We start from the raw sequence: 16,429 nt of genomic DNA, 5'->3' as shown, positions 1-16,429 counted from the left end.
GATGTGTAACACGAACATCATTTTTCCAGATTAATTCAATGTCATTTTGAATGGCGTCATGATTTGCCCACCCTTATTGAATTTATCAACTTTAAAAAGTTAGAGCATTTTTTTGCTGAACTTTTAGGGCATAAATTACCTGTAGCGGAGACAACATGCACAGTAATTCAAGTTCTGGGTCGAGGCTTAGCCTTAACTCTTTATCTTCCAAACTTCCATTTCAAGCTTTAGCATTAGGTGTGGTCATTCTCCCTTTTAATAGCTTGAGCGCTGAAAAATCACATCAATACAATAGTGTTTTGGCAAGCAATGTATTAACCGTGGTTGCAGTTGAAAATCCAACGATCGTATTTAAAGAAGATCAGTTTTTACATGGTTTTGGCTATGATTTAGCGCGAAACTATGCACAGAGTTTAAATGTAAAGCTCGATTTTAAAACAGTTCCAGATAATGCAACTGCATTAAAATGGATCGCCCAAGGCAAAGCCAATCTGGCCATGACAACAGCGAATCTAAATCAGATTGAAAATAAACAATTAGTTTCTTTTTCAGCAAGTTGTGGCGATCAAGATAGCTTAAGCAAAAATGGTTTAAATCCTCAATTCAATTGGGTATTTAAACAAGCTGATGATCCTCTCACACTGACAGCAAGTGGTTTTATTTGCCAAAGTAAACAATTGGGTACAACACAGCAGCTTGCTTCTTTTTACAACCGCAATGTGGTTAAACCTGAATCTTGGTCAACGATTCAAAAAGATTTGAATCAACGTTTACCCATCTATAAAGCGAGCTTTAAGAAAAGTGCATCTAAATACAATTTAGATTGGCATTTATTGGCAGCAATTGGTTATCAAGAATCTTATCTTAAACCCACTTCAGTGTCGCCTACTGGCGTACGTGGCTTAATGATGCTGACGAATAGTACGGCTCAAGCGATGGGTGTAACCAACCGTGTTGATCCTGTACAAAGCATCCAAGGTGGTGCCAAGTATTATGATCTGATGCTGGATCAATTTGCCAATGTTCCCTACCCTGACCGTAACTGGTATGCCTTAGTGGCTTATAATATGGGACCAGGTGCAGTAAGTCAGGCACAAAAACGGATCAAAGCGCAAGGTAAAGACCCAAATCAATGGGTAAATTTATATGATTATTTACAGCGTAACCAAGCTAAAAATGGTCGACACAAACAAGCCGTTCAATACGTCAAACGTATTCGTGCTTACTTAGAACACATTAAAACCAGTGATCTAATTAATATTTAAAAATAAAAAAAAGCTTACCGAATGGGTAAGCTTTTTTTTTAAAGAATTTAAGCAGTTTGCTCAAGTACTTTCTTGAATAAGTCTTTTTGTTCTTGGCTTGGCTTAGCCGTTTGTAAAGCCATAAGTTGAGACATATCGCCTTGTACTTTGATTTTACCAGTCATGAACGCCTGCATTGCAGCAGCCATATCAAACTCTAAGAATACTTTACGTAAAGTTTCAGCATCCATATTTAAAGTTGTTTTAGCCTTGGTCGATAATCCTTTTTGGATTTTACCAGCATCTAAAGCCAACTCTGTATTACCAGCTGCATCTGTTACAACCAAGTTAATTGCCAAATTCGCCAGTGCTGGTGGCAAGTTTAAATCACCTGCTTCAGCAGTAAGTGTATCGACAGTTACAAACCAATCATCAGTTAAAAATGCAGCCATGATTATTCCTCAAATGTATTTGTTCAATTTCTTGTGCCATCTATCCAGACGACATCACATGAAGCAATTTGCTTGTGCCATGTTATAGCACGTATATTTTATTTTAGGCTATGACTTTTTGTACGTAGGATTCAATTTTTAAAAATTTTATAAAGAAAAGGCACTTAACAAAGTGCCTTTAAAAAAATTCTTACATTTTATTCAGCAGCGAAACTTAAATTCACCACATCTAGACGATTTTTCAATTCTTCTGGATCTTTCATATCGAACTCACGCTGTTCATCCAACGCTTCAAAATCAAATAACTCTCGATCAGCTAGCTGCGATGGCGATACATTTTGTAATGCGCCAAAAATACTATGTAAACGCTTAGGATATTGCTTATCCCACTCACGCAACATGTCATTCAGAATCGCACGCTGTAAATTTTCTTGAGATCCGCACAAGTTACACGGAATGATCGGGAACTGACGCATTTCTGCATATTTGATAATGTCTTTTTCTTCAACATAAGCCAAAGGACGAATCAAAATATTCTTTTTATCTGAAGACAGCAGTTTCGGTGGCATCGCTTTCAAACTACCACCATGGAATAAGTTCAGGAAGAATGTCGCTAAAATATCATCACGATGGTGACCTAAAGCCACTTTCGTCGCACCAATTTCTTGGGCAAAGCCATAAAGAGAACCGCGACGCAATCGAGAACATACGGCGCAATAGGTCTTACCTTCAGGTGTTAAGCGCTTGGTAATGGTATAGGTATCTTTTTCAAGGATATAATATGGAATATTGTTTTCTTCCATATAACGTGGCAAAACATCCTCAGGAAAGCCGGGTTGCTTTTGATCCAGATTAACGGCAACAATATCAAAATTAATCGGCGCGATACGTTTGAATTGCAGCAAGATATCGAGCAAGGTATAACTGTCCTTACCACCCGATACGCATACCATGACTTTATCGCCATCTTCGATCATCTTGTAGTCACGAATTGCATGCCCCACTTGGCGACGTAGTTTTTTCAACAAGCGATAATAGGCCGAACTAGTAGGAAGCTCTGGCTTGAAATTAAATCCTTGGTTGGACTCCACTGGCGCGTACATAGACGTGATTTACTCATAAACAAAATACCGCAAGATTTTATCCCATTCCGAAAAAATGCGCACCTAAAGAATTTTTCAATTTCTCTCAATCGTCATATTTGAGTTTCATACTGGTAAAATTCTGATCAAAAGTTATCAAAATCGTCTAGATTGCTTATATTTCAGACTTCTCCACAGTTTTCCACAAAAACTGTGGATAAAATTGTGGATTTCTTCGCTATTGACAAACTTTTTTTATCTTAGAATAAGGCTTTCAATCAAATTGATCATTTTTTAACCAATCATTTTACCCTATTAAAAACAATAGCTTATATAAGTCAACACTTAAATTTTAAAAAAAATTTAATTTTTTTTTTGCTGAACATTCGAGCAAAAGGACTTGATTTTTTGTTAGACAGTAGAAAAATAAAAAAATGTAGCGAAAGTACTTTTTAGACATTTTTTTGTTACACTGCTGAAATGAATTAAAGCTCATCTTTTGTGAATATTATAACGATGAACAAAATAACTTATTTTTTTATGTTGTATTTGGGGACAATCGGTTTTTTTAATACAACAGTATCTGCATACGCTGGGCAAACCATCTATCAATTTAAAGATAGCAATGGTACTACACTGCTGACCAATAAAAAGAAAGCTGAGTACAGCCATTTAAAAGTGGTTAAAGCAACCTATTATCCCGATAGCAATATCCATAGCTATCGTAATTGGGGCAATAGCGAAGCTTCAGTTCTACCCAGTTATAGCCGTAACCGAAATACTTTCGACCATTTGATCCGTCAAGCAGCGCAACAACATGGTGTTTCAGAAGGCCTAATAAAAGCGGTAATGCACACTGAATCTGGTTTCAATGTCAATGCACGCTCACCTGTCGGTGCCCAAGGCTTAATGCAGTTGATGCCAGCGACAGCTAAACGCTTCAATGTCTCGGATGCGTACGACCCTCAGCAAAATATTTTTGCGGGTGCAAAGTATTTAAGCTGGTTACTGAAACGCTTTAAAGGTGATACACGCTTGGCCTTGGCTGCCTATAACGCAGGAGAAGGCAATGTCGATAAATATAAAGGCATCCCCCCATTCCGAGAAACACAGGATTATGTTCGTCGTGTCACTAGTCGTTATCAAAACCTCTATGTATCAGGTTTAGGGACCAATTTATCTCAACCGACAGCTCATTCAAGCAATGGGCAAGTGATCGCACAATCGGTCAATTATGCAGGCTCAAATAGCAGTACAAATGCCGAAACCGCATCAACATCAAGACAGTACAATCGACAAATCATCACTTTGGCCGATGGTACCTTTACAGATGCACCAGCAGGCAGCTACTCCACAGCGAATGCCACTGCTTCTGCCCATATCCGTTTAACGGATTAATATGTACATTAAAACAACGATAACTAGCAATTATTTGTTACTTTTTTCACGCTAAAATTAGTTTTAAGTGCTTGTTTCTTTGTAGATTCATTATTTTGTTTGCAAACATGCAATAACAGCTATTTTTTCCCTTGAATTTTTGGGGTTCAACCTGCATATTATTGGGGTGATTTATATTTATAAATCAGATCACTTTTTCTTTATAAGAGGGTTTTCTCAATGATGCGGATTGGTTTGTTCTTGCTAACCAACCTCGCGGTACTGGTTGTAGCTGGCATTATTTTGTCACTCTTCGGTGTCGGTAGTTACCATGGCGCGGGTGGCTTAAATCTAGGCAACCTAATGGTTATCTGCCTTGTCTTTGGTATGGTAGGTTCTTTGATTTCCCTATTCCTATCAAAGTGGATGGCTAAAAAAACCACTGGGACCGAATTAATCGACCCGAATGCACCTCGTAATCAAGCCGAAGCGTGGTTATTACAAGAAGTTGCTCAATTATCCCAACGTGCAGGTATTAAAATGCCTGAAGTTGGTATCTTCCCATCTTATCAATCTAATGCATTTGCAACAGGTTGGAATAAAAACGACGCACTAGTAGCTGTTTCAACAGGTCTATTAGAACGTATGAACAAAGATGAACTTCGTGCTGTACTTGCGCATGAAATTGGTCACGTTGCAAATGGTGATATGGTTACCCTTGCATTGATCCAAGGTGTAGTCAATGCCTTCGTTATGTTCTTTGCGCGTATTGCTGGGGACTTTATTGACCGTAATGTATTTGGTCGTGAAGATGGCGAAGCACCAGGAATTGCCTATTTTGCGATTACGATTGCTTTAGATATCGTATTTGGTATCTTGGCATCAACCATCGTGATGTGGTTCTCTCGTCAACGTGAATACCGTGCTGATGAAGCAGGTGCACGTTTGGCTGGTAAAGATGCAATGATTTCTGCACTACTTCGCTTACAAGCAGAATCAGAAATGCCAGATCAAATGCCGAAAGAAATGAAAGCATTTGCAATCGCGGAAGGTAAAGAACAAGGCTTTAGCTTAGCTGCATTGTTCCACACCCACCCAAGCATTGAACAACGTGTTGCTGCATTAAAGCAATTAAACGTTCACTAATCCAAACAGATACATCAATAAAGCCTCCAAATTGGAGGCTTTATTTTTTACAATATCAATGTTTTTAAATATTTCGGATTGATGAATACTAAAAATCAAGCAACCTAGAGTAAATCAGAAATATAAGCTCAAATACAAGAATAAATTACTTTACTCCGAATCATCATCTTCAATTGTTTTTTTCCAATCATTAAAACTTCTAAAAAGCAAAGTTGATGGCCATATCGGGTTAGTTTCATGGTTCCATGTTAAATGAACCTCAGCATATTGATCTTCCTGATTCTCAAAGAAGAATAAAATATCATCCTCTCCCTCTTTTCGGGCAATGGCTACTGCTTTTTTGTCAAAAAGCACATGCCCCAATATAAGCTCACGTTTAAGTTCATTAGAGAATATTGATTCTTTCTCTTCTTGTATAAGTACCCAATTTTTCGGCAACTTATCTTTGAGATGACTCATATATTAATCTCTAGGAAACAAAAGACTTATACAACTGCCACGCGTAACTCAGGCCAAGCCAAAGTGCAAGTACAAGTAAAATCAAAACGGCGATGCCGAGCAAATCAGGTATCCGCAGCCAAATCCAGCTCACAATCGGATTACGCCAAAATGCTGAGGTTTTCTGTTTTTGCTCTAGAGATTCATGCAAAAATGGATGCACCACATGAATATCACTGTGTACTTGATATTCCTCACGGATATGATTATGCACAATCTCAAGGGTCTTGCGGCTTGGCCGAATAAATACGTCAAATAAAGTCCCTACAATCGGCACAAAACCGACCAACATATCTAAGATCGCAAGTTTCACCACGCCATTGAGTTTGTGTTGTGGAACACCCACTTCTCTGGCTTTTTTGAACGCATATAATGTCAGAACAAAACCTGCTATATCGCCCGCAAAAGGAATCGTACTCAATGCTGCATCCGCACCAACACCTTGCTTAGTGAACGGAATTCGTACCAAGCTGTCCATCGTATTGGCGAATTTCGCCAAATCACGCTCCACAACGATTGCTTGCTGCTGAGTTAATTTTTTTTGTTCTGACATTTGCCCAACCTTAAACCAAGTTTATAGCTTGATCATAAATACTTTTTAAATCGAGAAGGTATTATTTTTACAACTAAAATAAGATCATAGAAGCAATAAATAGATAGACAATCACTCCAGTCGCATCACATATTGAAGTGACCAATGGCGCTGAAGCACTTGCTGGATCTAGTCCGACTCTATTTAAAATAAAAGGCAAACTCATGCCAATCAGGCACCCCATTAACACGATTCCCATCATACTCAAGGCCAACACCAATGCCACCCATTCATCACCACGGAAATATCCAAGGAGTGAAACTGCGATCGCCATCGTTCCTCCCAAACTTAAAGCAACTAAGCTCTCTCGGCCGAGGAGATAAAACCAATCTTTAAACTGCACATCACCTGTCGCCAACGCCCTTACCATTAAGGTAGAAGACTGAGAACCCGCATTCCCTCCACTGCCAACCAATAAAGGTAAGAAAAATACTAAAACTAAATGCTGTGCGATCAAATCTTCATAATGCGCTATCCCTAAACCAGACAGCAAACTACCAAATACTAAAAAAACCAGCCAAAAAACGCGCTTTTGATACAGTTGTAAAATTGGGGCTGTTTTAATGCTCATTTTCGAAGATGCATTCACCGCACCGACTTTTAAGAAATCTTCAGTTGCTTCTTCACTGGCGACATCCATTGCATCATCATAAGTCACGATCCCGACCATCATGTCTTGATGATCAAGAATTGGGAGTGCCAATAAGTCATATCTTGCGATGGTTTTAGCAACCTCATCTTGATCGGTATCTACATAAGCAGTCAAAACATGGGTAACCATCAGCTCACTGATATTCTGCGTTGCAGGTGCAAGGATCAATTGTTTTAATGACAAAACTCCTAATATTTTTCGTGCATCATCCAATACATAAGCAAAATAAATGGTTTCTGTATCTGGTGCTTCAAGACGCAACATTTTAATTGCATCTTTGACCATAATATTGGGTTTTAAGGTCGCATATTCGGAGCTCATAATCGCCCCTGCTGTTCCCTCTAGATATGATGAAAGTTGACGAATGTCTTCTCTTTCAGCTTGGGCCAGTGCAGGAAGCAATGCTTTTTGTTGTTGTTTATCTAAGCATTTAAAAACATCAGCTCGTTTGTCCGATGACATTTCACCGACGATTTCAGCCAGAATATTTCTTGGCATTGCTTTGGCGAGTTTGACTTGTTCATTTGGCGGAAGATAAGAAAAAACATAAGCTCTATCAGGCAAATGCTTCAATAATAACTGGCTTTGTTCGATTGGAAGCTGTGTCAAAAGATCAGCAATATCAACTGCGGGGAAAGTTTCGACCGACGCAAGCGCAAGTGAAATATTGTTATTCTTCAATGCGTCTTGCAATAAATATAAAAAATTGTTGTAACCCATCTCTACCTCTTCACTACAATAGATCAGCAATGAAGAGTTAGACACAGCATATTATTTTACTGTCGAATAACGACCTTCATTCTGATTTTTATGAAAATAATGTGTAATTCGTAATAAACTACAACTCTGCGTGTCCATTTAGGCAATTAATCCTCAATTAACCGTTTATACGGCGCGTGCATAGTAAAGGCTTGAGTCAAGCGGACGCAAGCCTTTATCTACATGGAATATGTGATTTTTTGTTTCTATCAGAAATATTTAAGCGCAAAAATATTTAAAAAACTCAACTCACTGCAACGGTTTTCCCTTTAAAAATTGATCGAATCAACACATACATTAAAGGAATGAAAATAAGGACAAGCACTGTGCCAAAGACAACACCACCAAAAACACTATAACCAATGGCTTGGCGGCTGAGTGCCCCAGCACCTGTCGAGAACATTAACGGAATCACCCCTGCACCAAATGCAATCGAGGTCATGAGGATCGGACGTAAACGTAGTCCAGCAGCATAAAGCGCAGCATCAAGAACATTGCGTCCCCGCTGTTGTAAACTGGCTGCAAACTCAACCATTAAGATGGCATTTTTACAAGACAACCCGATGGTGGTGAGCAGTGCGATCTGAAAGTAAATATCATTGGCAAAACCAAACCAGTAACTAAATAAGATCGTTCCCCCGATACCGAGCGGAATAGCCGCCATGACCACCGAAGGAATAGACCAGCTTTCATATAAAGCAGCTAGGCACAAGAAAATAAAAGCAATCGAGATCAAATATAACCAAATTGCTTGGTTACTCGATTGCTGTTCTTGGTAGGATAGACCACTCCATGCCAATCCCACTTCAGGCATTTGTGCCACAATATTTGCCATTGCTCGCATGCCTTGACCACTACTAAAACCACTGGCGGAATCTGCTTCTAATTCAATCGCTGGATAGCCCATAAAACGTTCCAACAAGGGTGGCGCGCCCTGCCATTCAACTTGGCTAAATTGAGTAAAGGGAATCATCTGTCCTTGTGCATTTTTCACATGCCAAAAACTCAAATCTTCAGGTTTAGAACGATAAGGTGCATCCCCTTGTAAATAAACACGTTTGATTCGACCACGATCAATAAAATCATTGATATAGCTTCCGCTCCACGCCGTCGAGATCGTACGATTAATCTCATTGATATTTAAACTGTGTAGCATCGCAGTACGATGATCAATCTTAATATTGAGAACTGCCTGATCATCATTGCTCTTTTTATCAAGATTTTCGATGCTACTTAATGCATTGCCCTGCTGTTGAAGATTTTCAAAAGACCGAAAGAGGCTATCTCGCCCAGAGCCTTGGGTATCTTGTAGCCAAAAATTGATTTTGTCTGAATTGCCCAACCCGCGTATGACTGCAGGCATCAGTACCATAATACGTGCCTGATTATTCTGAGCAAAATGCTTCATAGCACGTGCACGAATTTCTTGTGCACTATTTTTCACACCTGGACGATCATCCCAATGTTTCAAAGAAACAAAGGCTTGCCCTAGGTTTTGACCTGAGCCTGAGAAGTTGCGTCCATGTATCACCATGATGCCATTTAAATTATCTTTTTCTTCTGCCAAGAAATAGTCTGAAATTTGTTTGCCGATAACTTGGGTTTGACTCATCGGCGTGCCTTCAGCTAGGCGAAACTGAACACCTAATATCCCCTGATCTTCTTGTGGTAAAAAACTGGTGGGTAATTCACGATAGATCCAAGCAAAAGCACCAACCAAAAACAATAAAGCGACAAGCGACAGAAATTTAAGCTGTATCACCTTTTTGGCGACATTCAGATAAAAACTTCGAACACGATCTAATCCACGCTCAAAGTACACGGCCCATTTGGCTTTCTGTTGCTGTGGTTTTAATAAAATCGCACATAAAGCAGGGGTAAGAATCAATGCCACCAGCAATGATAAAGACATCGCTGCGACTAAAGTAATCGAAAATTGGCGATAAATAATCCCCGTTGCACCGGTAAAAAATGACATTGGGATAAATACTGCTGTCAATACTAAGGTAATCCCAACCAATGCCCCGCTAATCTCTTGCATAGACTGAATACTGGCTTGTTTGGCATCCAGCTTCTGCTCATGCATGATCCGTTCAACATTTTCAACCACAACGATTGCATCATCTACCAACAACCCAATCGCAAGCACCATTGCAAATAGCGTCAGGGTGTTAATGCTCATTCCCAATACAGCAAGCACTGCAAAAGTCCCTAAAATCACCACTGGAACCGTTACCGCAGGGATCAAGGTTGCTCGCCAATTCTGTAAGAAAAGGAACATCACCAGTACAACCAAAATGATCGCTTCAACCAGTGTGGTCACCACCTGAGACATTGATTCTTTTACAAAGGGGGTATCATCACGTGGATAGACCACAAAATAACCTTCAGGCAATCCTTTTTTTAACCGTTCTATTTCTTGGTAAACTAAATCCGCAGTTTGCATCACATTGGCGCCCACAGCCAATGAAACTGAAAGCCCCGAAGCGGGATAACCGTTGATCCGGTTAAAAATCTGATAGTTTTCTGCACCAATCTCGACTCGGGCAATATCTTTTAGATAGACCATGCCGCCATCGCTATTTGCTTTGAGAATAATGTTTTCAAATTGTTCAGGCGTACGCAATAAAGAGCCTGAGGTGACTTTGGCATTTAAATATTGATCATCTACACTCGGTAACTGCCCAATCGCACCTGCTGCCACTTGAGCATTCTGATTTTCTAAAGCCGTACGGACTTCACTGACACTGAGTTGGTATTGTTGTAATTTTTTAGGATCCAACCAAATACGCATCGCGTACTGTGAGCCAAAAACACTGATTTCCCCAACACCTTCGAGACGACTCAGATTTAACTCAAAATGATTGGTTAAATAATCAGAGATATCGATATTGGTGGAACGTCCAGAAGCATCGGCTAAGCCAATGACCATAAAAGAATCACTGAGCGATTTGCGAACGTTCACCCCCTGTCTTTGTACGTCGGCTGGTAAACGATTGATTGCGCCATTAATTGAATTTTGAACTTGCACTTGTGCCTGATCAGGATCAGTGCCTTGCGCAAAGAACAAACTAATCCGACTGTTACCATTAGCATCACTACTTGAACTAAAATAAAGAAGATGGTCAATCCCTTTAATTTGTTGTTCTAAGACTTGCGTAACACTGTCTTCAACCGCTTGTGCATCTGCGCCACTATAATTGGTAGATACAGTAATTCTAGGCGGAGCAATATCGGGATAGCGCTCTACAGGTAAATTTAAAACAGCAAGTAACCCAACAGCCATCACGATAATCGCTAAGACACCTGCAAAAATGGGACGATCAATAAAAAATTTAGATAACATGGCTGTTCATTCCATTGCTCAAACAGTCAGTTTTTCAAAAGATAACTAAACATGGGCATTGTATAAAGGTAGATCATTACTGAGCCAATAAGGAAACACTATCCCTATTAACATATCATTGCAAAAAGCCAGAATTACGAAGAAATTATGGATTTTTCACGTACATTAAAACAGATCCATAGCAAAATAAACTGATTAAATTCAAACAACTAAAAAAATGAAAAATTGAAATTACTTTGCGATCAATGAGTTCCTAAATTCAGATTGACAACAGCGAATCTAAAACCGATAGTAGCACGCTTATTGCGCTCCCTAATCTTATTAAACATCTATGAAGGTCACTCTGAAGAACTTTAATATTCTCTTATTCATTTTGCTACCAGCTCTGATTACTGGCGGTTTATTAATTTTTTCAGGTAACTTGTCTGATGGTTTAAGGCTTGGTTTTTTATCACTACCCGGTGCGATTTTTTTATATTTGGCAGCCATTCAAAATAAAAAATCTTGGTATATTCTGTCCATCATTTGGTGGCTGATTTTCTGGTTCGACTCACTGTTACGCTCCAGTACTTGGATTTTATTTAGCAGTGACAATGAAGCCTATTTTATTATTGAAGCGATTGCGAATACCAGTTATACCGAAACTTGGGAGTTTTTCCAGCTTCACGCGATCAGCATTATCGCTGTGCTGGTAGGTTTAGTTTCGCTGACGATCGTCTATCACTATATTGCGTTTAAGTATTTAAAAACTGAAAACTTCAAACAACTTTGGCACAGCCATTTTTATCGTGCATGGATCATTTTTTTGGTTCTTCTTACTTTGACTTGCTATCTGATGAAACCATCACGCAACGTTCATCCGATTGTATTTTGGAGTAATTATCAGGAAAAAATTGAAAATTTCAGAGATCGAATCACAAAACATAAAGATGTTCACCATCAATGGGATCGTAGTGCGAAACAAAATCTAATTGTTTCAGATCCAACTAGACAGAAACAAACCCATGTATTGGTCTTGTCTGAAAGTATTACCAGTCTTGATCTCGGCCTATGTGGTTATACGCGAGATACCACACCAGAACTTTCAAAAAGAATCAACCAAATTAAAGTGTTTTGTAATGCTTTTTCACCATCGCCCTCAACCATTAATGCATTACGAGTACTCTTAACTGAAAGTCCTGCGTCTGAACATGATCGTTACTCACCTGAAAGCATCCTTGCTTATGCAAAAGCAGCGGGTTATAAAATTTACTGGCTCAGCAATCAAGATGATATTTACCTTTCCTCATTGTTCGGTTCTTATGCGGATAAAGCCGTGTATAAAAATACACGTTCTGGGCGTAGCAGCAGCTCTTTAGATGAAAATCTCATCCCTGCTTACGTGCAAGCGCTTGCAGACCCTGAGCCTAAAAAGTTAATCATTCTTCATATGATTGGCACACACCCAAACTATAAAGAACGCTATCCTGCCGCTTTTAATAATTTTAGCGCTGACAGTAATGATGCGGTCGAAATGCTACTCAAGAAAAATGATATTGATCCATGGATACGTTCTATGCGTAACCACTACGACAATGCGATCTTGTATCAAGACAGTTTATTGGCTCAGATTTTAGATAAACTTATCGCTGAAAAGAACCAAGACTTTAGATCATTTACCGTTGTTTCAGATCATGGTAATGAAGTTGGTCATGAGATGGATTATGCCGGACATAGTCCAAATACCAAGGCTGGTTATCAAGTTCCAGTCATTATGTGGTATGACCATATGCCATCAACAGGTGTAGATCGAACTCAAACCATCAACACCGCTGAACTCGATAATAATCTCATGCAAATCATGGGACTCAAAGATAAATATGCTCCGCCTCAGTCATACTGGCTGGACCAAAACTATCACTTTAGCCCTGAAATCAATTGGCCCTATTGGGAAAAAAAGCATTAGATTTTGATTGATAGAACATTCTTTTTAACATTGAGTAAAATTAGATACTCAATTTCGATTGTTTTATCTAAAAATTATTTGTAATTTCATCAAACGATCATCTCTTTGTCATCCATTTGATAAATTCAATCAGCACACTAACGACTCAAATAAAAACACATGAGTTTATGTATGTTAAAGCAAACAGTCGCGAGTCTCTGTCTGATCGGCCTTGTGGGTTGTAACAATGATGACAATGCTTCATCCAATTCCAATCAACCACAATATCAATTGCCACAAATTTTAGTGGTCGGACATCGTGGTGCAAGTGCGCTTCGACCTGAACATACCCTTGAGGCCTATCAAAAAGCGATTGATGATGGCGCGGATTTTATTGAACCTGATCTGGTCTCAACCCAAGATGGAGTCTTGATCGCTCGCCATGAAAATGAAATCAGTGGTACCACCAATGTTGCCAGCCTGCCAGAATTTGCCGATCGTAAAACCACGAAAATCATTGACGGCGTCACTTTTGAAGGTTGGTTCACCGAGGACTTTAGCCTCAAAGAATTACAACAACTTAAAGCACGTGAACGTATTCCACAATATCGACCAGCCAATCAACAATACAATGATTTATATAGCATACCGACCTTAGAGCAAATCATTGAACTGGCTGAAGCACATTATAAAAAAACAGGTAAAATCATTGGTTTATATATCGAAACCAAACACCCGACTTTCTTCCAAAAACAAAATTTAGCAATGGAAGATACATTGCTAAAAACATTAGCAAAATATAAATATAGCCGTGACATTGCTCCGATCTATTTACAATCATTTGAAGTGGGCAATTTAAAATATTTAAAAAACCAGTTGGACTTACATAAAAGTGTCAAACATGCACAGTTAATTCAACTTTATGATAATAAATCAAAAAAACCTGCAGATTATGATGACCAAAATATTTCAACTACTTATGCAGATATGGCAACCATAGATGGACTAAAGGCTATTGCTAAATATGCCGATGGTGTTGGTCCATGGAAAGAGACTTATATTTTCGAAGATAAAGATACCCTAAAAAAACCAACCTCTTTTATAAAAGATGCACATCAAGCGGGTTTAAAAGTACATCCTTATACTTTCCGCCCTGAGAACAACTTCCTGCCAGCTTCCTTAAAATGTAGCATCGACCCAGCTAAAGCGGCTGAACGTTGCCCTACAGGGGCGATCAAAGAATTACAGCTATATTTCAAAGCGGGTGTGGATGGGGTATTTGCGGATGATCCAGCGATTGCACGTCAAGCAGTAAAAGAATATCTCGCAACACCGTCTAAATAATCGAATCACTCAATCATAAGGACAGCCCAACTCGGCTGTCCTTATTTATGCTTGTTTCATCAACTGCTTTCGTTGCACCTGTTGCCACTGCCACCAACCATAAGTCGCCAAGCCCACAAATGCGGCATATAAAACTGCTGTTAATAACAGTTCTTTATAAATAAACATGCCCACATAAACAATATCCACAAAGATCCAAAGTAGCCAAGTTGCAATATGTTTTTGACTGGTCCAATAGGTCGCAAGTAAACTAAATGCAGCGAGCTGAGAATCTAACATCGGTACAGCAGCATCCGTGAAATGCTTTAAAATGAGACCCAATAATAATCCTCCCATTGCAGCCAAACACATTTGAGCAATTGCCATTTGAATGCCAATCGGCTCAATCCGAATCTCGTGGTCTTGACGTTTTCCTTTTAACCAAAAATAAAAACCATAGCAATTGAATGCGATAAAGAAGAATTGCAGAATGGTTTCGGCATACAATTTATAGGCGAAAAAAAGATAAGCGTACAATGCACAAGCCAAAATATTGAAACCCCAACACCACATATGACGTTGAATGGTCAAAGTGACACCGATAATACTCATCAAGACGGCAATGATTTCTAAAGGAGACAAAGGAAAACTTCTGTTTAAATATCGAATACTGTCATTATGAAAAGATCTTAAATTTAAGCAACTATAAATCTTCAAGCTGCATTGATATATTTTCAAGCTTATTGAGAGTGATGACTATTTTTTATTCAGACCTTATGCTATAAAAATCTTAAGCTTATTTTTAATATAACTCGCATGAACAAAGTACCCGCTCTAGATCTTGCATGTATCGCAGATTGCATTCTCGCCAATGCAATGTGGCGACGTGTCTGCATGTCTATACGAGGAGGCTTTGCAATGTTATTTGATCCGATGACCCGTTAAAAAATAACATGACATGAAACATAGGTCGCCTCAATGGCGGCTTTTTTTTCGCCTTGATTTCTGAACATTTAAACCTACTGTTGTTATTACTGGAGCACCCCATGTCACAATTGCATGAAAAAAGTTTTATACCCACGCCACAGATACAACCGACTGTCGCCTCTACTTCCCCACGCCCAGCGCCAGTCGGTCAATTTATTGCAGTTGTTCTGATTTGGTCATTCACCCCGTTAGCAGCGGTATGGACAGTGCAAGATATTCATTGGGCTTGGGGTTTGTTTCTACGATACAGTCTCGCCATTCCACTTACCTTTATTTGTCTGTTTTACTTTGGACTCAAACTCAGCATAAATTTCAAAGCAATCACCAGTTATACCGCAGGTGCAATTGGGTTATTTGGTTCTATGACTTTTTGTTATATGGGGGCGACACGTGTGCCATCGGGTATGATTTCAATTATTTATGGCACAGCACCTTTGTGGTCGGGTTTGATAGCGGTCTTTATTTTAAAACGTGAGCACTTTCACCCACGTCAATGGTGCGGTTTAATTCTGGCCTTTCTCGGCTTAATACTGACAATGGGTTTAGCTACAGATGGTGTTCAGCTCGATATGCTTGGCATTGCCTATGAAATTATTGCGGTTTTGCTATATGTACTCTCGATGTTAGCCGTTGCAAAAGTAGGTGCAGAGGTTCATCCGATCACTCAAACCGCTGGCTCGACCTTAATTTCATGGATCGGCTATCTCTGTTTATTACCCTTTTTTATCTCAGAAATTCCAACACAACTGCCAAGTCCACAAGCCACTATGGCATTGCTGTATAGCGCATTATTTTCCTCAGTCCTTGCTATGATTTTTTATTATCATTTAATTCAAAAACTGAATCCGACTACAGTGATGCTCATCATGATCATAACTCCTGTATTGGCAACACTTTGGGGAATCACGCTCAACCATGAGCCACTCAGTTCGCATTTAATTATTGGCTTGATATGCCTATGCTGTGGTCTATTTTTATATGCATATCGCAAGCAATCACCTAATGTATAAGACAGTAAAAGTGATAGATCAGTAAAATGATCTATCA

The 16,429-nt window shown here is 39.2% G+C and carries 13 protein-coding genes; 6 read left to right on the top strand and 7 right to left on the bottom strand.

The window, feature by feature from the left end; all coding sequences use genetic code 11:
* Window positions 1-155 precede the first annotated feature (155 nt).
* Window positions 156-1,265 (top strand): MltF family protein, encoded by a 1,110-nt coding sequence (locus F903_RS06630; protein ID WP_005195636.1) that lies wholly within the window; start codon window positions 156-158, stop codon window positions 1,263-1,265.
* A gap of 47 nt (window positions 1,266-1,312) precedes the next feature.
* On the opposite strand, the gene F903_RS06625 is transcribed toward F903_RS06630, so the two are convergent.
* Window positions 1,313-1,696 carry an SCP2 sterol-binding domain-containing protein gene (locus F903_RS06625; RefSeq protein ID WP_005195635.1) on the bottom strand — a complete coding sequence of 128 codons (384 nt, stop codon included), beginning with the start codon at window positions 1,694-1,696 and terminating at the stop codon, window positions 1,313-1,315.
* 197 nt (window positions 1,697-1,893) lie between these two features.
* Complete coding sequence (gene ttcA, locus F903_RS06620) at window positions 1,894-2,799, bottom strand: tRNA 2-thiocytidine(32) synthetase TtcA (protein ID WP_005195634.1); 906 nt, start codon at window positions 2,797-2,799, stop codon at window positions 1,894-1,896.
* 495 nt (window positions 2,800-3,294) lie between these two features.
* Here ttcA and F903_RS06615 point away from each other — a divergent pair, with 495 nt between their 5' ends.
* Entirely contained in the window at window positions 3,295-4,176 is an 882-nt protein-coding gene (locus tag F903_RS06615) for a lytic transglycosylase domain-containing protein (RefSeq protein ID WP_171065215.1), read from the top strand.
* Window positions 4,177-4,395: 219 nt separating this feature from the next.
* A complete protein-coding gene (gene htpX / locus F903_RS06610; protein WP_004669119.1) occupies window positions 4,396-5,301 on the top strand; it encodes a protease HtpX in 906 nt (301 codons plus the stop codon).
* Window positions 5,302-5,451: 150 nt separating this feature from the next.
* On the opposite strand, the gene F903_RS06605 is transcribed toward htpX, so the two are convergent.
* From F903_RS06605 to F903_RS06590, 4 genes are all read right to left on the bottom strand, one after another.
* A complete protein-coding gene (locus F903_RS06605; RefSeq protein ID WP_005195632.1) occupies window positions 5,452-5,760 on the bottom strand; it encodes a hypothetical protein in 309 nt (102 codons plus the stop codon).
* 10 nt (window positions 5,761-5,770) lie between these two features.
* Complete coding sequence (locus tag F903_RS06600) at window positions 5,771-6,352, bottom strand: DUF4112 domain-containing protein (protein ID WP_005195631.1); 582 nt, start codon at window positions 6,350-6,352, stop codon at window positions 5,771-5,773.
* Between the two features lie 73 nt (window positions 6,353-6,425).
* Window positions 6,426-7,763 (bottom strand): magnesium transporter, encoded by a 1,338-nt coding sequence (mgtE, locus tag F903_RS06595; protein ID WP_005195629.1) that lies wholly within the window; start codon window positions 7,761-7,763, stop codon window positions 6,426-6,428.
* Window positions 7,764-8,046: 283 nt separating this feature from the next.
* Window positions 8,047-11,148: an efflux RND transporter permease subunit gene (locus F903_RS06590; RefSeq protein ID WP_005195627.1), complete on the bottom strand. Its 3,102-nt coding sequence runs from the start codon at window positions 11,146-11,148 to the stop codon at window positions 8,047-8,049.
* A gap of 331 nt (window positions 11,149-11,479) precedes the next feature.
* Here F903_RS06590 and F903_RS06585 point away from each other — a divergent pair, with 331 nt between their 5' ends.
* Both F903_RS06585 and F903_RS06580 read left to right on the top strand, forming a co-directional pair.
* Window positions 11,480-13,093 carry a phosphoethanolamine transferase gene (locus F903_RS06585; protein ID WP_005195625.1) on the top strand — a complete coding sequence of 538 codons (1,614 nt, stop codon included), beginning with the start codon at window positions 11,480-11,482 and terminating at the stop codon, window positions 13,091-13,093.
* Between the two features lie 171 nt (window positions 13,094-13,264).
* On the top strand, window positions 13,265-14,416 hold the full coding sequence (locus F903_RS06580) for a glycerophosphodiester phosphodiesterase (protein ID WP_005195623.1): 1,152 nt from the start codon (window positions 13,265-13,267) through the stop codon (window positions 14,414-14,416).
* Window positions 14,417-14,461: 45 nt separating this feature from the next.
* Here F903_RS06580 and pnuC read toward each other — a convergent pair whose 3' ends face one another.
* Window positions 14,462-15,037, bottom strand: coding sequence for a nicotinamide riboside transporter PnuC (gene pnuC / locus F903_RS06575; protein WP_005195622.1), 576 nt, complete (start codon window positions 15,035-15,037; stop codon window positions 14,462-14,464).
* Between the two features lie 404 nt (window positions 15,038-15,441).
* Between pnuC and F903_RS06570 the strand changes: the two genes are divergently transcribed.
* A complete protein-coding gene (locus F903_RS06570; RefSeq protein WP_005195620.1) occupies window positions 15,442-16,392 on the top strand; it encodes a DMT family transporter in 951 nt (316 codons plus the stop codon).
* Window positions 16,393-16,429 lie beyond the last annotated feature (37 nt).

The organism is Acinetobacter sp. NIPH 298 (assembly GCF_000369505.1).
In the GTDB taxonomy this organism is placed as follows: domain Bacteria; phylum Pseudomonadota; class Gammaproteobacteria; order Pseudomonadales; family Moraxellaceae; genus Acinetobacter.
The sequence above is the reverse complement of the archived record's forward strand: the minus strand, read 5'-3'. Positions and strand labels throughout refer to the sequence as shown.

Bases quoted from the DNA above. Each gene is read 5' to 3' on its own strand.
- F903_RS06630 (WP_005195636.1), top strand. From the start codon at position 156: ATGCACAGTAATTCAAGTTCTGGGTCGAGGCTTAGCCTTAACTCTTTA.
- F903_RS06625 (WP_005195635.1), bottom strand. From the start codon at position 1,696: ATGGCTGCATTTTTAACTGATGATTGGTTTGTAACTGTCGATACACTT.
- ttcA (WP_005195634.1), bottom strand. From the start codon at position 2,799: ATGTACGCGCCAGTGGAGTCCAACCAAGGATTTAATTTCAAGCCAGAG.
- F903_RS06615 (WP_171065215.1), top strand. From the start codon at position 3,295: ATGAACAAAATAACTTATTTTTTTATGTTGTATTTGGGGACAATCGGT.
- htpX (WP_004669119.1), top strand. From the start codon at position 4,396: ATGATGCGGATTGGTTTGTTCTTGCTAACCAACCTCGCGGTACTGGTT.
- F903_RS06605 (WP_005195632.1), bottom strand. From the start codon at position 5,760: ATGAGTCATCTCAAAGATAAGTTGCCGAAAAATTGGGTACTTATACAA.
- F903_RS06600 (WP_005195631.1), bottom strand. From the start codon at position 6,352: ATGTCAGAACAAAAAAAATTAACTCAGCAGCAAGCAATCGTTGTGGAG.
- mgtE (WP_005195629.1), bottom strand. From the start codon at position 7,763: ATGGGTTACAACAATTTTTTATATTTATTGCAAGACGCATTGAAGAAT.
- F903_RS06590 (WP_005195627.1), bottom strand. From the start codon at position 11,148: ATGTTATCTAAATTTTTTATTGATCGTCCCATTTTTGCAGGTGTCTTA.
- F903_RS06585 (WP_005195625.1), top strand. From the start codon at position 11,480: ATGAAGGTCACTCTGAAGAACTTTAATATTCTCTTATTCATTTTGCTA.
- F903_RS06580 (WP_005195623.1), top strand. From the start codon at position 13,265: ATGTTAAAGCAAACAGTCGCGAGTCTCTGTCTGATCGGCCTTGTGGGT.
- F903_RS06570 (WP_005195620.1), top strand. From the start codon at position 15,442: ATGTCACAATTGCATGAAAAAAGTTTTATACCCACGCCACAGATACAA.